Below are 20,730 nucleotides of genomic sequence, written 5' to 3'. Positions count from 1 at the left end.
ACGGCGACGGCGACGGCGACGGCGACGGCGACGGCGACGGCGACGGCGACGGCGACGGCGACGGCGACGGCGACGGCGACGGCGACGGCGAGGACAGTACGCCGGCCGCGGCGGCGACGGCGAGTACGGCGCCGAGCGGGGACAGCAGCGGGTACCCGAAGCAGGTCAGGGCCGTGGTGAACCGGGCGATGTCGTGCGGGCTTTCCGGCAACCCCGTAACGCCGCCGCGCGACAGCCCGAACACGATGCCCGACTGTGCGCGGCGACGAACGCCACGTCCGAATCCCGCCAGCCGTACGGTTCGTCGCGCGCAACGCTGGAAGCATGTACATCCGGCATCGTGGTATGGAACCCCAGGTCCATCCGGATGCGTACGTCGCGCCCAACGCGACGCTGGTCGGTGACGTACGCGTCGGCCCGCACGCCCGCGTCATGTACGGCGCGGTGCTCGATGCGGAGGGGTCACGCGTCGACGTGGGTGCGACGACGATCGTGGCCGAACACGCCGTGCTGCGCGCCACCGCGGTGACCGGCACGGACCTCCCCGTACTCGTCGGCGACCACGCGTTCGTCGGGCCGCACGCCACCGTGCTCGGCGCGGAGATCGGTCGGTGCACCTACCTCGCGGCGCACACGACCGTACTGCACGGCGCGGTGCTCAGGCCGGGCGCGTCGATCGCCGTCGGCGCGCTCGTGCACGCCGGAACCGTGGTACCGGAAGGGTTTTTCGTGCCGCCGCACACGACGGCGGTCGGCTCGCCGGTCCGCGTGCTGACCCCGGACCAGCTCGACGAGGTACCCGACGCGATCCGCGCCACGAACTTCGCCGCCCGCGCGTTCGGTGTCGACGCCGACTGGGACGACCGCGCGGCACGCTACGCCCGGGCGACGGAGGTACGCTCCGCCGAGTTCGCCGAGCACCGCGACGACACCGTCACCTGACCCGTACCGGGGGCAGGCCACCGGTGCTGCGCGCCGGCGGCGTCTGACCTCGCGTTCCCCAACGACGGCCGCAGATCGTCGGCGCCGGCCAGGCCGGGCGAGGATCCGCCACACACCGCGGGCTCCCCCTGACGGTCACGCCGATTGCGTTGCCGCACAAGCATTCCCGAGTACCCGGCCGGGAACGCGCGGCCGACGCGGACGAGTACCGCGATGGTCAGCAGTGAGGTCCGGCAGGTCCCCGATGAACGGTGGGCCGCCCATGACGCCGGCCCAGCCGCGGCGCGGACACCTCGGCGGCGGGACCGGGCTCGGTGCCGGGAATCCCGCTCGCCGGCGCATCGGAGGGTCGACGCGGAACCCGACACCGAGCCGCGACCGCTATCCCCACTGGCCGGGCGTGTAGTCGCCGGCCGGCTGCTGCGAGATGACGTTCAACCGGTTGAACGCGTTGATCGTGGCGACGGTGCAGACCAGCGCGGCAAGCTGGCCGTCGTCGTAGTGCTTGCGGGCGTTGGCCCACACCTCGTCGCTGACCCCGCCCGCCGCGTCGGCGATCCGGGTACCTTCCTCGGCGAGTTCGAGGGCGGCGCGTTCCGCCTCGCTGAAGACGGTCGCCTCGCGCCAGGCGGCGACGAGGTGCAGTCGGGTGGTGTCCTCACCGGCCGCCGCGGCGTCCTTGGTGTGCATGTCGAGGCAGCCGCTGCAGCCGTTGATCTGACTGGCCCGGATCTCCACCAGCTGCGCGGTCGAGGCCGGCAGCCCGGACCCGGTGACGGACCTCGCCGCGGACACCAGACCCTTCACGAACTTGGCGGCGACGGGGTTCTCGACGTAGTTCAGTCGTGCTTCCACGGTTCTGCTCCTCGCTCGCGGCTCGGTTGCCTGCACCGTGTTGACACCTGGGCACCCGGAAACGTAACAGCCGGCGAGGTGACCCCGGTCACGGTGACAGCAGCCGCGTACGGCGGTCGTGCAGCCACGCCGCCTCCGCGTCGAGTTCGGCGAGATCCCCGCGCCCCAGGAACCCCGCGTACGGCTCGACCCCCGCAGTACCGAGGTCGAGGGTGCGGGCGCGTTCGGTGGCCTGGAGCCGGACGAGGGCGTCCAGTACGGCGGCCGGGTCGGCGCCGGCGGCGCGGCAGAGTACGTCAAGGCGGTGGCGGTGGTCGGGTTCGGCCGTGAAGCCCGAGACCTGCCAGCCCTTGTCGCCGCCGCGCAACGGCACCGCGTACCACGCGGCCTGCGCGACATCCCACAGCGGCGGGGCCGGCTCGGCGAAGTCCCAGTCGAGCAGGCCCACCAGGCGGTCCCCGCGCCACAGCGTGTTCCACGGCGCCAGGTCACCGTGCCGCAGCAGCAGACCGGGCCGCCACGCCACACCGCTGCGCCACCGGGCGTACGGCGACGGCACGAACGTCGCGACCGCCGCGCGCAACCGCCGTACCAGGGCGCCGATCTGGCGCAGGCCGTCGTCGGCGCGCAACACCGCCGGCCACGGGCGCGTCGCGGACACCCCGTCGAGGTACGACAGCACCTCGCGGCCCCGGTCGTCCATGCCCAACACCCGGGGCGAGTACGGGAAGCCGACGGTCTCCAGGTGGCGCAGCAGCTCGTGCACGGCGGGGGTCCACGGTCCGGCGGAGCGGCGCACCGTGTCGCCGACTCGTACGACGTCGTTGACGAAGCCGCCGGTCAGCCGTACCTCTTCCAGGTCCTCGTCCACCGGCCCGAGGATGCCACGGCCGTCGCCGCGGGGTGGCGTGGCGCGCGCGGTCAGGATCCGTCGGTACCGCGGATGCGTTGCGGCGTCAACGATCGCGGCGCGCCGTGCGGTACCACGGAGACGGGCGGCTCGGGCCGCGGAGCGATGTCGTCCGAGTCGGCGGGGAGCCGGTCGCGGCGGTGGTGGACGACGCCCACGGTGGCGACGACGGCGATGCTCAGCATGAGGAGCGCGGCGAGCGCCGCGATGCCGAACCACCACCACATCGGTGCCATGTCGCCATCGTGCAGCGCACGCAGCGTGGCGTACCTCGGGCGAACCGGCACGACGTGGGCACGTTCGTCGTGCTGTCCTGACCGGACGACCGATCACCCTCCCGGAGCCCTCCCGTCCGACGTTCCCGCAGGTCACGCACGGTAATCCGAGCAATCCTCAAGTACGTCCCGGAGCGGTGCCGGGTACCACGGCCGGCCGTACGCGGAGCGCGTCATCCGCCCGGGTGGTCACGGAGGGACACCACCGCCGAACGAGGCAGCAACCGGACGGCGCGTACCGGGCGGACGCTGCCAGCTCCAGTGATCATGAGCGTCGTCGAACGACCCGTACCGGATGCGCCACGATCCGCACCGCGCCCCAGATCGTCAGGAGGCGCTGAGGTTGGCGGTGAGGCGGCGCAGGATCCGCCGGGCCTGCTGGACCTCCTGCGCGGACAGCGCCGCCGCGGCGCCGATCGCGCAGGGCACCGACCGCGCCCTGCGTTCCAGGTCGGTGCCCTGCGCGGTGAGGCTGACCTGGACCGAACGCTCGTCGTCCGGCCGCCGTTCGCGCCGGACGAGGTTCGCCGCCTCCAGTCGCTTGACCAGCGGGCTGAGGGTGCCGTAGTCCAGGTGCAGGGCACCGCCGATGTCCTTCATCGACATGGTGCCGCGCTCCCACAGCACGAGCATCACCAGGTACTGCGGGTACGTCAGGCCCAGCTCGTCGAGCAGCGGCCGGTACCGCTGGGTCATGGCCCGGGAGGCGGCGTAGAGGTCGAAGCAGAGCTGGTCGTCGAGCAGCAGGGAGACCTGTGCCTGGTCCTTGCCGCGTCCGGCGCCCATCCGACCCGCCCTCCCCCCGTACGTCCGTCGGATCGAGCCTACAGTCGCGGACGGAGCAACCTCAACGTGAGCGTTTGGATTGCCCACAATGCGATTCACGCCATGCCCTTCGACACCTCCCCGCGGGAGGCCGACCTGGTACCCGACGGGGGTGCAGCGGACGCTGGGGCGGGCCGGTGCGCCCTGCGCTACCAGGGCATCGTGCACGACGTCGTGATGCTCAACGGGCGGCACCGCGCCGCCGGACCCGCCATCGGCCAAGCCGGCACGTGCTCCGCGCCGCCCGCAACCCCGCCGCCCGGCCACTGCGACCCGCGACAAGGATCCCAGCACCCACCGACGCTGGATCCGTTACGTACCAACGGTTCCGCTGTGGGGGCGCCGAGCGCGGTGCGGGCGTGGTCGCCACCTCGTCGAGGTCGGGGCCAACGGCGCGGGGATCGCCACCGGCCGTCTCGCCGTTGCTGCCGGCTCACCGTGGACCGGACTGCGCATCCGCCGACCCGTCCCGTGCTGCGTACGGCGCTGCTCGGGGGCTCCGCCACGACGGCGGTGGGCGCCTGGTGCGACAAGTACCACATGATTGAACGCACGACACAGCATGTGGTGCCACCGAGCCGTCAGCGCGCCCGTATATGGTGTTGCCTGCAGCTGGTTCGGCTTCCGCTTCGGCGGTGGCCGAGGCAAGAGGGAACCCGGTGCGATTCCGGGACTGTCCCGCAGCGGTGAGTGGGAACGACCGCCGTCACACAGCACTGGACCCCGGTCCGGGAAGCGACGGCCAGTAGGCACGAGCACGACGCCCACGAGTCCGAAGACCTGCCAGCAGCGCCGTACGCGTGGCGTGCGGCGGTCGACGGTCGCGTGGGACGACCAACGCCGTGAGCCGGGCATCGACATCGTCGACGGCCGGTGGGCGTCCCCACGCGCCCGGCAGACCTTCGGGGTCGTGCGCGAGGAGGGGACGTGACTGCGGTACAGGAACAGGCGGCGCCGGGCGAGGCAGGCCCGGAGCAGCGCCGGCACGTGATGCGGGTCAGCAAACGCAACGGCGCCACCGAGGCGGTGGACGTCAACAAGATCGTCCGGGCGGTCGAGCGCTGGGTCTCCGACCTGGACGAGGTCGATCCGCTGCGGGTCGCGACCAAGACGATCAGCGGCCTGTACGACGGGGCGACCACCGCCGAGCTGGACAGGCTGTCGATCCAGACGGCGGCCGAGCTGATCGGCGAGGAGCCGCAGTACTCGAAGCTCGCGGCGCGGCTGCTGGCCGCGTTCGTGGACAAGGAGGTGCGCGGCCAGGGGGTGGCGAGCTTCAGCCAGTCCATCCGGTACGCGCACGGGCTGGGGCTGATCGGCGACGGTACCGCGGAGTTCGTGGCGCGCAACGCCCGCAAGCTCGACGACGCGGTGGACGTCGACGGTGACCGGCGGTTCGAGTACTTCGGCCTGCGTACGGTCGCGGACCGGTACCTGTTGCGGCATCCGGACTCGCGGCTCGTCGTGGAGACGCCGCAGTACTGGCTGCTGCGGGTGGCGTGCGGGCTGTCGCAGACGCCGGGCGAGGCGATCGACTTCTACCGGCTCATGTCGAGCCTGGCGTACCTGCCGAGTTCGCCGACGCTGTTCAACTCGGGGACCAGGCACACGCAGATGTCGTCGTGCTTCCTGGTGGACTCGCCGCGCGACGAGCTCGACTCGATCTACGAGCGCTACCACCAGGTGGCACGGCTGTCGAAGTTCTCCGGCGGCATCGGCATCGCCTGGTCCCGGGTACGCGGGCGCGGCGCCCTGATCCGCGGTACGAACGGCCGCTCGAACGGGATCGTGCCGTTCCTGAAGACCCTCGACGCGGGCGTGGCGGCGGTGAACCAGGGCGGCCGGCGCAAGGGCGCGGCCTGCGTCTACCTGGAGCCGTGGCACCCGGACGTCGAGGAGTTCCTCGAACTGCGGGACAACACCGGCGAGGACTCCCGGCGTACGCACAACCTGAACCTGGCCAACTGGATCCCGGACGAGTTCATGCGCCGGGTCGAGGCGGACGAGGAGTGGTCGCTGATCGACCCGTCGGACGCGCCGGAGCTGCCCGACCTGTACGGCGCGGAGTTCGACGCCGCGTACCGGGCGGCGGAGAAGAAGGCCGTGCGTACCGTGCAGGCCCGCGACCTGTACGGCCGGATGATGCGGACCCTCGCGCAGACCGGCAACGGGTGGATGACGTTCAAGGACACCTCGAACCGGCTGGGCAACCAGACCGGCAGGCCGGGCAACACCATCCACCTGTCGAACCTCTGCACCGAGATCCTTGAGGTCAACAACGACGCCGAGACCGCCGTGTGCAACCTGGGCTCGATCAACCTCGGCGCGCACGTCACCGCCGCCGGCGTCGACTGGGACACGCTGCGCTCGACGGTACGTACGGCCGTGGTGTTCCTCGATCGCGTCATCGACATCAACTACTACCCGGCGGAGCAGGCCGCGGCGTCCAACCCGCGCTGGCGTCCGATCGGGCTCGGGTTGATGGGGTTGCAGGACGCGTTCTTCGCGCTGCGGCTGCCGTTCGACTCGGCGGAAGCCAGGGAACTGTCGACCCGCGTACAGGAGGAGATCTTCCTGACCGCGCTCGAAACGTCCGCCGGGCTCGCCGAGCGGTTCGGCCCGCACCCCGCGTACGCGGAGACGCGGGCGGCGCGCGGCGACCTGCACCCCGACCTGTGGGGTGCCGAGCCGGCCCAGGCCGAGCGGTGGGCCGAGCTGCGTACCGCGGTCGCGGCGCACGGTCTGCGCAACTCGCTGCTCGTGGCGATCGCGCCGACCGCGACGATCGCGTCCATCGCCGGCTGCTACGAGTGCATCGAACCGCAGGTCTCCAACCTGTTCAAGCGCGAGACGATGTCCGGCGAGTTCCTCCAGATCAACACCTACCTGGTACGCGAGCTGAAGAAGCTCGGGCGGTGGACGCCCGAGGTCCGCGAGCAGATCAAGCGGGCCGAGGGGTCGGTGCAGGCCGTCGCGGAGCTGCCGGGCGACGTCCGCGACCTGTTCCGTACCGCGTGGGAACTGCCGCAGCGGGCGCTGATCGATCTGGCCGCGGCGCGGGCACCGTACGTCGACCAGTCGCAGTCGCTGAACCTGTTCCTGAGCGCGCCGACCATCGGCAAGCTCTCCTCGATGTACCTGCACGCCTGGAAGTCCGGCCTCAAGACCACGTACTACCTGCGGTCGCGTCCGGCGACCCGCATCCAGCAGGCGACCGTCGCCGTCACCCCGGCCGCGGCGAACCCGACCGCCGAGCCGGTGAGCGACGCCGAGGCGCTGGCCTGCTCCCTGGAGAACCCCGAAAGCTGCGAGGCATGCCAATGACCACACGTACCGAAGCCGGCGAACGGCACCTGCTGCTCGACCCGGGCATGGACCTGACCCTGCGGCCGATGCGCTACCCGCAGTTCTTCGACCGGTTCAAGAACGCGATCAAGAACACCTGGACCGTCGAGGAGGTCGACCTGCACTCCGACCTCGCCGACCTGGCCAAGCTCTCCCCCGCCGAGCAGCACCTGGTGTCCCGGCTGGTCGCGTTCTTCGCCACCGGCGACACGATCGTCGCGAACAACCTCGTACTGAACCTGTACCAGCACGTCAACTCCCCGGAGGGCCGGCTCTACCTGTCCCGGCAACTGTTCGAGGAGGCCGTGCACGTCCAGTTCTATCTGAACCTCCTCGACACGTACGTGCCGGACGAGAAGGAGCGGTTCGAGGCGTTCTCGGCGGTGGAGAACATCCCGTCGATCGCGCGCAAGGCCGAGTTCTGCTTCCGGTGGATCGACTCCCTGTTCGAGACCCGCGAGCTGCGGACCCGCGACGACCGGCGGGCGTTCCTGCTCAACCTGATCTGCTTCGCCGCCTGCATCGAGGGCCTGTTCTTCTACGGCGCCTTCGCCTACGTGTACTACCTGCGTTCGCGCGGCCTGCTGCACGGGCTGGCGTCCGGTACCAACTGGGTGTTCCGCGACGAGTCGATGCACATGGCGTTCGCGTTCGACGTGGTCGACACGGTCCGTGCCGAGGAGCCGGACCTGTTCGACGACGAGATGGCGCAGCAGGTGCGGAACATGCTGGCCGAGGCCGTGGAGTGCGAGGTGCAGTTCGCCGCGGACCTGCTCGAACAGGGCGTCTCGGGAATGTCGCTGGCCGACATGCGCGAGTACCTCCAGCACGTCGCGGACCGGCGGCTGGCCACGCTCGGCATCGAGCCGATGTACGGCAGCCGCAACCCGTTCGCGTTCATGGAGTTGCAGGACGTCCAGGAGCTGTCGAACTTCTTCGAGCGCCGGGTCTCGGCGTACCAGGTGGGCGTGACCGGGTCGGTCACCTTCGACGACGAGTTCTGACCGTCGCCGGACGGCCGCTGCCCGCGCAGACAGCCCGGGCAGCGGCCGCCGCCGGCGCCGTGAACGGGCAGTACCAGAGGTTCGGCACGACGCCGAACGCGCGCAGGGCATCGGCCTCACCCGTGTCGGCACCCGACCGACGCGGCGCGGCTGGGCGGGGCCGGTGTGCGGCCGATGACTCTGCGGCTCAGTTCTTGACGGCGCCGGCGATGCCTTCGACGAAGTAGCGCTGGAGTACGAAGAACAGGATGATCACGGGCGCCAGCGAGATCGCGGCACCGGCCGCCATGCCGGGCCAGTCGGTCGAGTACTCGCCGGAGAACGCGAGCATGCCGACGCTGACGGTACGCAGGTCGGGGCGGGAGAACGTGAACACGAGCGGCAGGAAGAACGCGTTCCAGGTGTTGAGGAACGTCAGCAGCGTCGCGGACGCGGTGACCGGAGTCGCCAGCGGCAGCATGATCCGGAAGAACGTCGTCAGGAACCCGGCGCCGTCGAGCTGCGCCGACTCGAACAGTTCGGTTGGTATGCGGCGGAAGTAGCCCATGTACAGCAGGGTCAGCGCGACGTGCGCGCCGCCGGACAGCGCGATGACCATGCCGGTCAGCGAGTTGAGCAGGTGCAGCCGCTGCGCGATGTCGACCACCGGGATGATCGTGTACCCGGTCGGCACGAGCAGCGTCGCGACGAGGACGACGAGCACGACGCGCCGGCCGCGGAACCGGTAGCGGCCGAGGACGTAGCCGGCCATCGCGGACCGTACGACGACGATGATCACGGTTGCCACGGTCACGATCACCGTGTTCCGCAGGTACTCGCCGAAGTGCGCGTCGTTCCAGGCGCGGCCGTAGTTTACCCACACGGGTGACTTGGGGATCACGTCGAGGCCGTCGCTGAAGATCTCCGGCGCGGTCTTCAGCGACGCGCCGATCGTCCAGAGGAACGGGTAGATCCACAGGAAGCATCCGCCGGCGAGCAGCAGCGCCGCGATCCACCACGGCAGCCGGCGCAGCAGCCGGGACGCGCGGGACCGCTGCCGGGCGGAATCCGGTGCGGTACGGGCGATCGAGGTCATGAGCCGACTCCCGTCCGCCGGGCCGCCCGGACGCCGAGAAGCTGGAGGATCCCGATCACGAACACGAACAGTCCGAAGATGACCGCGGCAGCCGACGCGTATCCCAGGCGCGGGACGGTCGCGCCGAACGCCCAGCGGTAGATGTAGATTTCGAGTACTTCGCTGGAGTAGAAGGGGCCGCCGCCGGTCATCGTCTGGATCAGGTCGAACACGTGCAGGCTGGCCTCCAGCGACAGCAGCGTGATGATGATCGTGAACGGTTTGAGCAGCGGCACGGTGATGTGCCGGAACAGCTGCACGGGGCCGGCGCCGTCGATGCTGCCCGCCTCGTACAGGTCCCTGGGTACGGTCTGGAGCGCGGCGAGCCAGTAGATGAGGGTGATGCCGAGCCACTTCCAGACGTACACGGCCATCGCGGTCCAGAGGGACGTGTGCGAGGAGCCGAGGAAGTTGATGCCGCCGTCGAACCCCAGCTTCTGCACGAACAGGTTCACCGGGCCGTTCGCGGGGTCGAAGATCGACTGCATGACGATGCCGACGATCGCCGTGGTCGTCGCGACCGGCAGGAACAGCGCGGTCCGGAACACCCGCGACAGCGGCATCTTCGGCGAGTTCAGCAGGATCGCGGCGAGCAGCGACAGGATCACCTGCGCCGGCACGGTCACCAGCATGAACAGCAACGTGTGCCAGAACGCCTGCCAGAACAGCGGATCGTGCCACACCTCGCGGTAGTTGGCGAGGCCGACGAACGTCTTCGTCGTCGTGAAGCCGTCCCAGTCGAGCAGCGAGTACCAGTAGCTGCCGACGATCGGGTAGACGGTGAACACGCCGTAGAGCACCACGGTCGGGGCGAGGAACAGCCACACCCACATCGTGGTACGCCGGCGTCGGCCACCGCGGCGGCGTGGCGGTCGCGCGGTCGTCGCGGCCTCGGTGAGAACGGCGCCGGTCATCGCGGCGCCCCGACGGTCCAGTTGTGCGGCGCGCGTTTCGGCGTGTAGTGCGCCACCGGCAGGTCGTCCGCGGTACGCACGCACCAGCCGAGGAGTTCGGCGAGCAGCGCGGCGCGCACGTCGGCGAGGGCCGGATCGTCGTACCGGTTGGTGAGTTCGGCGGGGTCGGTGGCGAGGTCGTACAGTTCGCCGCGGTCCTGCGAGTCGTACAGCAGCTTCCAGCGATCGCGCCGCAGCATCCTGGTGTTCCCGCTCTGCGTCACGGTGTTGAGTTCGTCGAACTGCCGCCCCTCGTACGGGAAGTGCAGCGGCGGGCGCTCGTCGGCGCCGTAGAACAGCCCGCCGAAGCCGGACTCGCCGTACATGCTGGCGAACTGCTCCGCCGGGTACTCCGCGCCGGTGAGCAGCGGCCACAGGCTCCGCCCCTGCACGCCGAGCGGGATCGGCGCGCCGATCGCCTCGCACAGCGTCGGCAGCACGTCGACCAGCGAGACGAAGTCCCGGTCGTTGTCGGCGACACCGATGCCCGGACCCGCCAGTACGAACGGGATGCGCATCAGGCACTCCGGCATCCCCGCGCCCTTGCGCTGGAGGCCGTAGTCCCCGACGTAGTCGCCGTGGTCGGCGAGGAACACGAACAGCGTGTCGTCGGCGTGCCCGCGCTCGCGCAGGTGCGTCACGAACCGCCGGAGCTGGTCGTCGATCAGCCGCAGCATCCCGCAGTAGTTGGCGCGGTAGCGCCGCCATTCGTCGTCGTACCCGGGGCGCTTCTCCTCGACGAGCCGCCGCAGCCACCGCCAGGCGCCGCCCTTGGCCTCCGCGGCCTCCGGCCCGCACATCCGCTCCGGCACGTCGTCCTCGCCGAACATCCCGAAGTACGGCTCCGGCACCTGGTACGGGTTGTGCGGCTCGGGGAACGACAGCCACGTGCAGAACGGCCGGTCGCGCGGCGCGGAGTCCACCGCGTCGATCGCGCCCGACACGATCCGGTACGGGAATTGGCACTCGACCCCGAACGGCGTCGGCCGGTCCGCCACCTCGTGCCCGAACCGCGTCAGCCACTCCTCGAACTCCGCCTCCTCGCCCGTCGCCAGCCCGTCCGGGCCGCTGAGGTGCCCGTACGGCGCGGCGAACGTGTCGAAGTCCGCGGCGGACCGGTAGAAGTGCGTCTTGCCAGCCATGTGCACCGAGTACCCGGCGGCGCGGACCACGTCGATCAGGTCGTCACCGCGGAGTACGTGCCGGGCCGCGCTGTTCTGCCGGACCCGGGTGGCGCTCGGGAAGCGGCCGGTGAGCAGGCTGCACCGCGCGGGTACGCACTGCGGCGCGGTCGTGTACGCGCGGTGGAAGCGTGCGCCGGTGCGCGCGACCGAGTCGAGGAACGGCATGGTGTCCAGCGCGAATCCGGAACCGGCGGTGAAGCCGGCCCGCTGCTGATCGGTCATCACCAGCACGATGTTCGGCAGCCTGCTCATGGTCCTCGTCTCGTCGGTCCGGCGGGCGGATTCCGTTGTGGCGCAATCGATGCCCACACCTCACCCGTGGTACCGGTCGCTCGTGAAGTCCGTGCCGGGCCGCCAGTTCGGGAAGGCGTAGTCGTCGAGGCTCACCTTGGCGCCCCGCGCCCTGGCGGTCCGCACCGCGTTCTCCCGGGCGGCGCTGGCCTTGTCGGACAGGTCCTTGAGCGCGCGCCGGACGTTCGTGACGTCGCCGGACAGCGCGCCCTGCACGATGTCGCCGAGCCCGGGCTTGACGTCGTTGCTCTCCGCCTCGGCCTTGGTGACCTCGATGTTACCCACCACCGGGCTCGGCGCGAGGAACACCTGCTTCGCCATCCAGCCCACCAGCTTCTTCCACGACGGGTACGCCGTGGACTTGTCCACCGCGGACAGGTCGAGCGGCGGCTGCGGCATCCACCCCGCCAGGTCCACGAAGTACTCCTTCGTGGTGAAGTAGTCGCCGAGCAGCGTGTTGGCCGCCTTCCGCTGCTTGGGCGCGGCGGTCGGCGACAGCCAGAACGTGCCGCCCTGCGGCGGCGCGTAGCAGCGGATGGTTCCCTTCTGCGGCAACAGGATCGGGCCGACCCCGAGCGAGTCGGCGAACGTCGGGAAGCTCTGCCGGATGACGCCGGGGCACCACGGCCCGTCGATGAAGTAGCCGGCGGATCCGGCCGCCCAGCGGGACCGCGCGATCTCGTCGTTCAGCGTCGTGGCGCCGGGCATGAGCATTCTGTCGCGGGACATGGCCACCAGGAACTCGATCGCCGTCACGTACGGGTCGGCGTGGTAGGCGATCTCGCCGGTGCGGTACAGCGTCCCGCCGCCGCCCTCGAACCCGGCGGCCTGGGCGAGCATGTTGACCTGGTCCTCCATCCGCTCGGTCATGCCGCCGTTCCACACCCAGCCGTACACGCCGCCGCCGGACCGGCCCACTTTCCTTACCGCGGCACGGAACTCGTCGTACGTGGTCGGCGGCTGGTCCGGGTCGAGGCCCGCCTTCGCCACCAGCTTTCTGTTGAACCAGGTGGCCGCCGAGTACGTGCGGAAGTTGAACTGGGGGAAGCTGTAGACCTTGCCGTCGAACACGTGCACGCCGTCGAGCAGGCTCGACCTGATGCGCGCCGTGGCGGCGTCGTCGAGGTCGAGCGGCGCGACCCAGCCCGCCTTGATCAGTTCGGGTACCGGGATGGCCAGGCCGGCGTTGGTGTGCACGTCGGGCAGCTGGTTGGACTGCTTCGCCAGTTGCAGCGCCTGCCCCATCTTCTCCGCGTTGCGCGGGGTGTACTGCACCTTCATCCCGCCGGACGACCGGGCGAACGCGGTGAAGATCTTGTTGTGCAGGGACTTCTGGTTGCCCTGGTGGTCCCACCAGGTCAGGTAGTTGCGCGCGGCGGAGTCGCCCGAGCTTCCGCACGCACCGAGGGCCGCGAGCCCGGCCAGCGAGCCGGACACCTGCAGGAAACGACGGCGGTTCAACTCGACCATGGCTGACACCATTCCTCGTCGGCTGCTTGTCACAGACCCGGGCGAGGGGCTCGCCCGGCGTCGTCTGACCTGTCCATGGCGATGGCGTTTGACGGAGGTTACAGCGCTGTATTCAGCGCTGTCAATCGTCCCGTCCCGGCACCCGGACAGCGCCGACCGAGCGACGTCACGGCGCGGTTCGACAGCCGGATCCCTTGTACGACAAGGAAATCGCGCGCGGCCCGCAGGCCGTCGTCAGTGCCGCGGGCGGCGTGCGGTGCCCCCCGGGTCCACCGTCCGACCACTCGTGCTCTCGCGTACGACGAGGTCGAAGTCGACGAGCGTGCTGCGCGGGGACGGCCGGCCGCGGGCGCTCAGGCGCTGCGCGAGCAGGTCCACGGCGATGCGGGCGATCTCCCGTTTGTCCGGCGCGATCGTGGTGATGGACGGCGTCGCGACCCGGCCGTACGGGATGTCGTCGAAGCCGACCACGGCGATGTCCTCGGGCACCCGTACGCCGTGGTTGTGCAGCGCGCGCAGGACGCCGAGCGCCACCCAGTCGGTGAAACAGAAGATGCCGTCGGGCGGCTTTGGCAGTCGCAGCAACGCTTCCGCGGCCCGTTCGCCCTCCTCGCCGCGGAACGAGCCCGCCGGCCGGACGAGCTTCGGCTCGACGGGCAGGCCGGCGGCGCGCAACGCCTGCCGGTAGCCGGTGAGCCGCTCCCGGGTCGTGCCGGACTGCCGCTCGCGCCGCACGCCGACGGCCGCGATGCGCCGCTTGCCGACCGCCACCAGGTGTTCGGTCGCGGTACGGGCCGCCGCCACGTTGTCGATCGACACGTGGTCGAAGCGCTCGTCGTACAGGTTCTCGCCGAGCAGCACGATGGGGGTGTCCGCGGCGACCTGCTCCAGCGAACTCTCCCCCGCCAGGCCCGGACTGTAGATCAGCCCGTCGATGCGCCGGAACAGGTCGTCGAGCACGGCGCCGTTCTGCCACTCGGGGCGGCCGGCGGTCTGCTCGACCAGCACGATCCACGAGTGCGCGTCGGCCGCCTCGATGACGTACCGGGCCATCTCCGCGACGTACGGCATGTCCAGCCGCGGTACGGCGAGCGCGATGATCCCGGTACGCCCGCGGGCCAGGTTGCGCGCGGACACGTTGGGGCGGTAGCCGAGCGCGTCGATCGCCTCCTGGACGCGCTGCCGCGTCGCGTCGCTGACGTGCGGGAAGTCGTTCACGACGTTGGACGCCGTCTTGAGCGACACGCCCGCCCGTTCCGCCACGTCCTTGAGGCGAGGTCGGTCCACCGTTCCTCCTGACACCGTGTGACGACAGCCTACGGGGCGCCACGGCGGCGCACCCGGCCATCGTCGGGAGCCGCAGCGTACAGCGCTGTAACGCTGTGCCCCCTCACCGGTACGGCCCGGCCACGCTCAGCGCGGGTCGAAGCGCAGCATCGTGACGCTGTGCGGCGGGAAGTCGTACCGGCCCGGCTCGGTGCCCGTCGGGTCGGGCGTCCGCGGGGCAACCGTGTCCGCTGTGCTCAGCGTGTTCGTCGCGAACAGGTCGGTGGCGTCCGCGCCGAAAGACCACACCCGCGCGACCGGCGGCAGGCTCCCCGTACTGTCGTCCAACCGGATCGCCGCCCGCACCGTACGGTCCGCGGAACGGTTGATGACCGCGAGCGTGAGACCGCCGTCGTCGGTACCGGCGGCGCTGGCGTCGAGCAGGCCGACCGCCGTGGTCCGCGTCGTCCCCACCCCGAACCGGTCGGTACGTTCCGCGCCGAGCCGTACGGCCCGCACCACCGCCGGCGTCGACACCCGTACCGGGAGGGCGCGCCGGCCGAAGTGGTTCTGGTACAGGTCCCAGACGTGGAAGACGGGGGTGCGCAGCACGCCGCCCGGGCGTACCTGGAGGATTCCGTTGGCGTTGACCAGGTTCACCGTGTTCGCCATGGTCACCGGCACCTCGTGACCGGCGGCCCGGTGGATCGCGTGGAACACCCCCGCGTACATCAGCGCGTCGGCCAGGGTGCGCGTGCTGTGCCGGTTGACGCGCACCCGGGTCCGCTCCCCCGCCGGCGTGTCGCGGGCCGCGGTGCCGCCGTCGTCGCCGGGCCGCGGCTCGGGCCAGCCCGACGGTTCCAGGTGCCGGTTGTTCCACTCGTCCAGCGCGATGCCAGGCGGCCGGTCCAGGTGCGACGCCGTTGCCACCGCGGCGATCTCGTCCGCGTACTCGCCGATCGCGTGCTCGAAGTACACCGACTGCGACACCACCGCGTCGTACTCGTCGACCGTGGGTGTCGTCAGGTGGTGGTCGACGCCGTACAGGTGCAGGGAGAACGCGTCGACGCGGTCACCGAGCCCGGCCACCACCGCCTCCGTCCACTGCTGCCGCGGCGATCCGCACGCCACGAACCGCAGGCCGGGATCGACCTGGCGCATGAACCGGACGTGCTCGCGCGCGTCGGCCACGTACCGCTCCACCGGCCGGTGTCCCATCTGCCACGGGCCGTACACCTCGTTGCCGACACCCCACCACCGCACCCGGTACGGCTCGGCGTGGCCGTCGGCGGCGCGCTGCCGGGTCAGCGTCGTGTCGCCCGCGTAGTTCGTGTACTCGACCCACCGCACCGCGTCCTCCACGCTGCGCGCGCCGTGACACAGGTACGCCTCGGTCCGGACCGCGTCGGTGCGCACCGCCCCGATCCACGCCAGGAACTCCGGGGTACCGAACCGGTTGCTCTCCTCCGAACCCCACGCCAGTTCCAGCCGGCGCGGCCGTTCGTCTCGCGGCCCCGTCCCGTCCCGCCACCAGTACGCGGAGGCGAAGTTGCCGCCGGGCCACCGTACGACGGGCAGGCCCAGCTCGCGGCAGGCGTCGATCACGTCGCGGCGGCACCCGTCGAGCGCGCCCGCCCCGGACACCGCGAGCGGCGACCCCTCGTCGAACACCCCGCCCTCGATGTTGCCGAAGAACGCCGACTCCAGGAAGTGGCCGTACACCAACGGATCGATCCGCGCCGACGGGCGGCTGCCGATCGCGATCTCGGCATCGGTGGTGGTCACGGACTCCCCCTCGCTGGTGGACGCCGCCGGTCGGCGGTGGTCAGTGGCTCGCCTCGCGCGACGGCAGCGGGTCGACCGTCCACGCCATCCGGTCATAGGTGCAGCCGCGGCGCCAGATCGGCCGGTACGGTCACTGCGGCGCCCTCGCCGTCGGTGTCGCGCAGCCTCGCCCGCAGCCGGTACACGCACCCGTGGTTCGCGTACTCCGTCGACTGCTTGCCGCGCGCCTGCGGACCGCGCGGGTTGTCCCGGATGCGCACCACCACGACCGACTCCTCGCCGGGGCGTTCCACGTCGGTCAGGTCGGCGGTGAACGGCGTGAAACCACCGCTGTGCCGCGCGACCTCCCGCCCGTCGACCCAGACGGTCGCGTCGTGGTCCACCGCACGGCGGTACCAGACGGCCGGGTGGAAGTCGGTGTCGCCGATGCCGGACAGCTCGGACTCGGGGCAGAACGGCACGGTGATGCGGTCGGGCAGCTCGGCCTCGACCAGCCCGCGTTCCCGCCCGCTGTCGCCGGGGTCGAACGCGAACTGCCAGCTCCCGTTGAGGGTGAGCCACTCGTCCCGCACGAAGCTAGGGCGCGGGTACTCCGGGCGCGGGGTCGGCCCGATGGAGCCGTTCCGGGACGGGTCGGGCTCGGCCATCGGGTCACCTCGATCGGGTCGGTGTGCGCGGCCGTCAACTTACAGCGCTGGAAATTTGCTGCCAAGGGTGTCGCGGAAACTTCTCGTCCGGCGCCGGTGACCGGCCGCTCCCGGCGGCGGAGTCTCGCGCGCGGTGGTCGACAGCGCCGCTTTCGCTTGCTACAACAGCTCACGGGCCGTGGGCCCGGGCGCACCTGCTCCGAGCACCTGTGCGCATCATGACCGGTGATGCGTGTCGGTAAGCAGAGCAGGCTCCGAGCACCCATACGCCTCGCCGGCGCGGTCGCCCGCTACCCCCTGGTCGCCGCGGCGCAGCACCGGCCGGCCAGCGATCCCGATCCGAGGGTGGGCGATGACCAACATCCTGTTCCTGATGACCGACCAGCACTCGGTGTCGACACTCGGTTGCTACGGCAACCCGACCGTGTCCACCCCCGTACTCGACGGGCTCGCGGCCAGCGGCACCCGGTTCACGAACGCGTTCACACCGACGGCGATCTGCACTCCCGCGCGGGCGAGCCTGCTGACCGGCGCGGCACCGTTCCGGCACAGGTTGCTGGCGAACTACGAGCGCAACGTCGGGTACCAGGAGGACCTCCCCGACGGCCAGTTCACGTTCGCCGAGGCGCTGGCGGCGGCCGGCTGGCGGCTCGGGCTGGTCGGCAAGTGGCACGGCGGCGTGCGCCGGACGGCGGCCAGCTACGGCTTCGAGGGGCCGACGCTGGGCGGCTGGCACAACCCCGTCGACCACCCCGACTACCTGGCCTACCTGCGCGAACACGACCTGCCCGGGTACCGGATCAGCGACAAGGTGCGCGGGACGGCGCCGAACGGCGGGCCGGGCAACCTGATGGCGGCGCGGCTGCACCAGCCGGTCGAGGCCACGTTCGAGCACTACCTGGCGACCCGCACGATCGAGATGATGGAACGCTTCGCGGCCGACCCCGCGCGGCGCCCGTTCTTCCTGGCGACCCACTTCTTCGGCCCGCACCTGCCCTACATCCTGCCCGACACCCACCTCGACCGGTACGACCCGGCGACGGTGCCGCTGCCGCCGTCGGTGGCCGAGACGTTCGACGGAAAGCCACCGGTGCAACGGAACTACAGCGCGCACTGGGCGTACGACACGCTCGACGAGCGCACCAGTCGCCGGCTCGTCGCCGCGTACTGGGGGTACGTGGAGCTGATCGACCAGGAGGCCGGCCGCATCCTGGAAGCGATGGCACGGCTCGGGTTGGCGGACGACACGGCCGTGGTGATGACCGCCGACCACGGCGAGTTCACCGGCGCGCACCGGCTCCACGACAAGGGGCCCGCCATGTACGACGACATCTACCGCATCCCGGCGCTGGTCCGGGTGCCGGGGATGCCGGCGGGGCAGCGGCGGGACGAGTTCGTGACCTTGATGGACCTCACCGCGAGCATCCTCGACCTCGCCGGGCTGCCCACCACCGACGCCGTCGACGGCCACAGCCTGTTGCCGCTGGTCGCCGGCGACACGCCACCGTGGCGTACGACGATGCTCGCCGAGTTCCACGGGCACCACTTCCCGTACCCGCAACGGATGCTGCGCACCGCCACGCACAAGCTCGTCGTCAACCCCGAGTCCGTCAACGAGTTGTACGACCTGCGCGCCGATCCGTACGAGCTGACCAACCGGATCGACGACCCCGCCCTCGCCGGCGTCCAGCGCGCCCTGACCACCGAGCTGCACCGCCAACTCCGCGCCCGCGGCGACAACTTCCACCACTGGATGACGTCGATGTTCGACGTCGGCGGCGCCGACTACGACACCACCCTCAGCTCCTTCGAGACCTGATCCCCTTGTACCGCAACGGTTCCGTCACGGTGTCAGCAGTCGGTCGGCGAGAGCGGCGAGCTGGTCCGGGGTGACCCCGTGCCGCTCCAGGTACGCGCGCGACCCACCCCACCGGCGGTCCAGGTGCCGCAGGGTGTCCGCCATCGTCCCCGGTTCGGGTACGGAAACGGTGGCGGGGTCCACGCCGTCGAGGTGGTCGTGGCTGCGGTCGTAGTCGCGCACGATGGCGGGGCGCCGGACGCCGAGCGTGTCCAGCAGCAGCGCCACCAGCATGCCGGTCCGGTCGACCCCGGACAGGCAGTGCACGACCACGACACCCGGTGGCGCACCGGCGATCGCGCGCACCACGGCGGCGACGCACCGGCCGTTCCGGTCGAGGCTGCCACGGTAGAGATCCGCCCGGGTACGTTCGCTGGCGCGGTCGCGTTCGTGGTCGCGGTCCGCGTCGATGAACGGGATCCACCGGAAACAGGGGTCGTCGGCGAACGGGTGCGGCGCCGCGCCGGGCAGCTCCCACGGCGAGCGCAGGTCGACGACCAGACCGGTCCCGGCGGCACGGACGGCGGCCACTCCGGTGTCGTTGAGCCGATCGAGCGCGTCCGCGCGTACCAGACGTCCGCTCCTCGTGGTACGCCCGTCGACGGTGGGCAGGCCGCCGACGTCCCGTACGTTGCGGCAGTCCGGCCACCGCAGGCCCTCGTACCTCCGCGGTCCGGTGTCGGTCACGCTGGCCTCCGGCGTCCTGCTCGGCGCTCGACGGGAGGCGCCAGCATACGCCTCCGGCCGTGTGTCCCTTGTGGACAGAGACAGGGCCGACAGCTCAGGTGAAGGTCCAGCGGGTGTGGCTGGGCGTACTCTTGCCGAACCCGTACGCGGTCTCCGGCGCGATGCGGAACGCGACCGCGGCGCCACCGCCGGCGTGGTGCAGCTGCCCGTCGCGCGCGGTGAAGCTCCAGTCCTCCCCGTACTTGTCGTGGTACGCCGCGGCGATCCGGGCCAGCTCGGCGTCGTCGACGACCCGCCGCGCCACCCCCTCGACGACCACGTCGTACCCGGAGTTGAGGGTGTTGGTGCCGGTGGTCACGGCGCAGCGCGGGTCGGCGGCGATGTTGCGCGCCTTCTGCTCGTGCGCGCCGGTGCACACGTGCAGTGCGCCGTCCAGCCACACGCCGATCAGCGGCGTCACGTGCGGCCGACCGTCCGGCCGGACCGTCGTCAACCAGTACAGTTCGGCTTGGCTGAGCCGTTCCCGGGCCTGCGCCCAGTCGGCGGCGGTCGCGTCGGGCGCGCTGTACCGCGCGTCGAGTACGCCGGGAGGTTCCTGCTCGGTCATGTCCGTTCCCCCTCGTGTCGGACGAGGAGAACAGTCTGCCCGCTGCGCGCCACCGGCGCCGCCCGTACGAGTGGAAGGCGGGCTCAGCGGCGGTGGTCGAGGACGTCGTCGCCGAAGGACGCGGTGAGCGCCTGCGCGATCAGCTCGGGCAGCGCGCTGCGGCCGTCGTCCTCCGCCCAGCGGACGAGCGCCGTGTGCAGGGCGGCCAGGCAGGCGCTGGTGGCCGCCTGCGCGCGGAACACCGCGTCCGGATCGGCCACGTCGTCGCCGAGCGCGTCGACCACGGCCCGCTGCAACAGGTACTGGTTGTCGAGGTGCCGCGCCCGGAGCGCCGGCGTCGAGATCATCAGCTGGGTACGCGCCAGCAGGAACTTCCCCTCCGACTCGGGGTCCTCGCCGGTCAGCGCGGTGGCCGCGTCGACGAGGGCGCCGCCGATGCGACCGACCAGCGTACGGGTCGCGGGCGAGGCGGCGATCCGGTCGGCGACGAGCGCGCCGATCTGGTCGACGAGGACGAGGTCCTCCTTCGTCGGGAAGTGCCGGTACACCGTCATCGGCGACACGCCGGCGGCGTCGGCGACGTCGGCGACGGTCGTGGCGTCGTACCCGCGCTCGCGGAACAGGCGGACCGCGTGGGTCTGGATCGCGTGCTGCGTCTCGGCTCGCCGTTGCGCGCGCAGCGTCGGCTGCTGACCGGCCATGCGGTAGACAC

Annotated in this window: 19 protein-coding genes and 1 riboswitch; of the genes, 4 read left to right on the top strand and 15 right to left on the bottom strand. The window is 71.3% G+C overall.

All coding sequences use genetic code 11. The annotated features are described in order from the left end of the window. On the bottom strand, positions 1-244 hold a 244-nt coding region (locus tag Aru02nite_RS37695; protein WP_203658317.1), incomplete at its 3' end, for a hypothetical protein. Between the two features lie 101 nt (positions 245-345). Here Aru02nite_RS37695 and Aru02nite_RS16045 point away from each other — a divergent pair. Further along, positions 346-942 carry a gamma carbonic anhydrase family protein gene (locus Aru02nite_RS16045; RefSeq protein WP_203658316.1) on the top strand — a complete coding sequence of 199 codons (597 nt, stop codon included), beginning with the start codon at positions 346-348 and terminating at the stop codon, positions 940-942. Positions 943-1,323: 381 nt separating this feature from the next. Here the strand turns inward: Aru02nite_RS16045 and Aru02nite_RS16040 are convergent, their stop codons facing one another. The 4 genes from Aru02nite_RS16040 to Aru02nite_RS16025 form a co-directional block, all read right to left on the bottom strand. Beyond that, entirely contained in the window at positions 1,324-1,797 is a 474-nt protein-coding gene (locus Aru02nite_RS16040) for a carboxymuconolactone decarboxylase family protein (protein ID WP_203658315.1), read from the bottom strand. A gap of 88 nt (positions 1,798-1,885) precedes the next feature. Further along, a complete protein-coding gene (locus Aru02nite_RS16035; protein WP_239076718.1) occupies positions 1,886-2,668 on the bottom strand; it encodes a phosphotransferase in 783 nt (260 codons plus the stop codon). A gap of 50 nt (positions 2,669-2,718) precedes the next feature. Next, complete coding sequence (locus Aru02nite_RS16030) at positions 2,719-2,943, bottom strand: hypothetical protein (RefSeq protein WP_203658314.1); 225 nt, start codon at positions 2,941-2,943, stop codon at positions 2,719-2,721. A 366-nt stretch (positions 2,944-3,309) separates the two neighbouring features. Then, positions 3,310-3,768 carry a MarR family winged helix-turn-helix transcriptional regulator gene (locus Aru02nite_RS16025; protein ID WP_203658313.1) on the bottom strand — a complete coding sequence of 153 codons (459 nt, stop codon included), beginning with the start codon at positions 3,766-3,768 and terminating at the stop codon, positions 3,310-3,312. A 635-nt stretch (positions 3,769-4,403) separates the two neighbouring features. Then, positions 4,404-4,609: riboswitch (cobalamin riboswitch) on the top strand. Between the two features lie 125 nt (positions 4,610-4,734). On the opposite strand from Aru02nite_RS16025, the gene Aru02nite_RS16020 reads away from it, so the two are divergent. Both Aru02nite_RS16020 and Aru02nite_RS16015 read left to right on the top strand, forming a co-directional pair. Continuing rightward, complete coding sequence (locus Aru02nite_RS16020; RefSeq protein WP_239076717.1) at positions 4,735-7,131, top strand: ribonucleoside-diphosphate reductase subunit alpha; 2,397 nt, start codon at positions 4,735-4,737, stop codon at positions 7,129-7,131. Beyond that, entirely contained in the window at positions 7,122-8,156 is a 1,035-nt protein-coding gene (locus Aru02nite_RS16015) for a ribonucleotide-diphosphate reductase subunit beta (RefSeq protein WP_203658311.1), read from the top strand. The genes Aru02nite_RS16020 and Aru02nite_RS16015 overlap by 10 nt, the downstream gene beginning before the upstream one ends. Before the next feature lie 187 nt (positions 8,157-8,343). On the opposite strand, the gene Aru02nite_RS16010 is transcribed toward Aru02nite_RS16015, so the two are convergent. The 7 genes from Aru02nite_RS16010 to Aru02nite_RS15980 all read right to left on the bottom strand — a co-directional run bounded on the left by Aru02nite_RS16010 (position 8,344) and on the right by Aru02nite_RS15980 (position 16,866). Beyond that, positions 8,344-9,231: a carbohydrate ABC transporter permease gene (locus tag Aru02nite_RS16010; RefSeq protein ID WP_203658310.1), complete on the bottom strand. Its 888-nt coding sequence runs from the start codon at positions 9,229-9,231 to the stop codon at positions 8,344-8,346. Beyond that, positions 9,228-10,184, bottom strand: a complete 957-nt coding sequence (locus tag Aru02nite_RS16005) for a carbohydrate ABC transporter permease (RefSeq protein WP_203658309.1) — start codon at positions 10,182-10,184, stop codon at positions 9,228-9,230. The genes Aru02nite_RS16010 and Aru02nite_RS16005 overlap by 4 nt, the downstream gene beginning before the upstream one ends. Then, entirely contained in the window at positions 10,181-11,659 is a 1,479-nt protein-coding gene (locus Aru02nite_RS16000; RefSeq protein WP_203658308.1) for a sulfatase-like hydrolase/transferase, read from the bottom strand. Before Aru02nite_RS16000 ends, Aru02nite_RS16005 begins: the two co-directional genes overlap by 4 nt. 60 nt (positions 11,660-11,719) lie before the next feature. After that, complete coding sequence (locus tag Aru02nite_RS15995) at positions 11,720-13,168, bottom strand: ABC transporter substrate-binding protein (RefSeq protein ID WP_203658307.1); 1,449 nt, start codon at positions 13,166-13,168, stop codon at positions 11,720-11,722. A 234-nt stretch (positions 13,169-13,402) separates the two neighbouring features. Further along, a complete protein-coding gene (locus Aru02nite_RS15990; protein WP_203658306.1) occupies positions 13,403-14,455 on the bottom strand; it encodes a LacI family DNA-binding transcriptional regulator in 1,053 nt (350 codons plus the stop codon). A gap of 126 nt (positions 14,456-14,581) precedes the next feature. Further along, a complete protein-coding gene (locus tag Aru02nite_RS15985; protein WP_203658305.1) occupies positions 14,582-16,219 on the bottom strand; it encodes an alpha-L-arabinofuranosidase family protein in 1,638 nt (545 codons plus the stop codon). Positions 16,220-16,311: 92 nt separating this feature from the next. Further along, positions 16,312-16,866 carry a hypothetical protein gene (locus Aru02nite_RS15980; protein ID WP_203658304.1) on the bottom strand — a complete coding sequence of 185 codons (555 nt, stop codon included), beginning with the start codon at positions 16,864-16,866 and terminating at the stop codon, positions 16,312-16,314. Between the two features lie 352 nt (positions 16,867-17,218). On the opposite strand from Aru02nite_RS15980, the gene Aru02nite_RS15975 reads away from it, so the two are divergent. After that, positions 17,219-18,685 carry a sulfatase family protein gene (locus tag Aru02nite_RS15975; protein ID WP_203658303.1) on the top strand — a complete coding sequence of 489 codons (1,467 nt, stop codon included), beginning with the start codon at positions 17,219-17,221 and terminating at the stop codon, positions 18,683-18,685. 24 nt (positions 18,686-18,709) lie between these two features. Here the strand turns inward: Aru02nite_RS15975 and Aru02nite_RS15970 are convergent, their stop codons facing one another. The 3 genes from Aru02nite_RS15970 to Aru02nite_RS15960 all read right to left on the bottom strand — a co-directional run bounded on the left by Aru02nite_RS15970 (position 18,710) and on the right by Aru02nite_RS15960 (position 20,719). Beyond that, a complete protein-coding gene (locus Aru02nite_RS15970; protein ID WP_203658302.1) occupies positions 18,710-19,411 on the bottom strand; it encodes a tyrosine-protein phosphatase in 702 nt (233 codons plus the stop codon). Positions 19,412-19,505: 94 nt separating this feature from the next. Next, a complete protein-coding gene (locus Aru02nite_RS15965) occupies positions 19,506-20,018 on the bottom strand; it encodes a pyridoxamine 5'-phosphate oxidase family protein (protein ID WP_203658301.1) in 513 nt (170 codons plus the stop codon). A gap of 83 nt (positions 20,019-20,101) precedes the next feature. Beyond that, entirely contained in the window at positions 20,102-20,719 is a 618-nt protein-coding gene (locus tag Aru02nite_RS15960) for a TetR/AcrR family transcriptional regulator (RefSeq protein ID WP_203658300.1), read from the bottom strand. Between the last annotated feature and the right edge of the window lie 11 nt (positions 20,720-20,730).

Origin of the sequence: Actinocatenispora rupis (genome assembly GCF_016861975.1) — a bacterium.
Taxonomy (GTDB): Bacteria; Actinomycetota; Actinomycetes; order Mycobacteriales; family Micromonosporaceae; genus Actinocatenispora; species Actinocatenispora rupis.
This window is presented reverse-complemented; position numbering and strand designations above follow the sequence as displayed.

Coding starts and splice junctions, on each gene's coding strand:
- Aru02nite_RS16045 (WP_203658316.1), top strand. CDS start 346: ATGGAACCCCAGGTCCATCCGGATGCGTACGTCGCGCCCAACGCGACG.
- Aru02nite_RS16030 (WP_203658314.1), bottom strand. CDS start 2,943: ATGGCACCGATGTGGTGGTGGTTCGGCATCGCGGCGCTCGCCGCGCTC.
- Aru02nite_RS16025 (WP_203658313.1), bottom strand. CDS start 3,768: ATGGGCGCCGGACGCGGCAAGGACCAGGCACAGGTCTCCCTGCTGCTC.
- Aru02nite_RS16015 (WP_203658311.1), top strand. CDS start 7,122: ATGCCAATGACCACACGTACCGAAGCCGGCGAACGGCACCTGCTGCTC.
- Aru02nite_RS16010 (WP_203658310.1), bottom strand. CDS start 9,231: ATGACCTCGATCGCCCGTACCGCACCGGATTCCGCCCGGCAGCGGTCC.
- Aru02nite_RS16005 (WP_203658309.1), bottom strand. CDS start 10,184: ATGACCGGCGCCGTTCTCACCGAGGCCGCGACGACCGCGCGACCGCCA.
- Aru02nite_RS16000 (WP_203658308.1), bottom strand. CDS start 11,659: ATGAGCAGGCTGCCGAACATCGTGCTGGTGATGACCGATCAGCAGCGG.
- Aru02nite_RS15995 (WP_203658307.1), bottom strand. CDS start 13,168: ATGGTCGAGTTGAACCGCCGTCGTTTCCTGCAGGTGTCCGGCTCGCTG.
- Aru02nite_RS15980 (WP_203658304.1), bottom strand. CDS start 16,866: ATGGCCGAGCCCGACCCGTCCCGGAACGGCTCCATCGGGCCGACCCCG.
- Aru02nite_RS15975 (WP_203658303.1), top strand. CDS start 17,219: ATGACCAACATCCTGTTCCTGATGACCGACCAGCACTCGGTGTCGACA.
- Aru02nite_RS15965 (WP_203658301.1), bottom strand. CDS start 20,018: ATGACCGAGCAGGAACCTCCCGGCGTACTCGACGCGCGGTACAGCGCG.
- Aru02nite_RS15960 (WP_203658300.1), bottom strand. CDS start 20,719: ATGGCCGGTCAGCAGCCGACGCTGCGCGCGCAACGGCGAGCCGAGACG.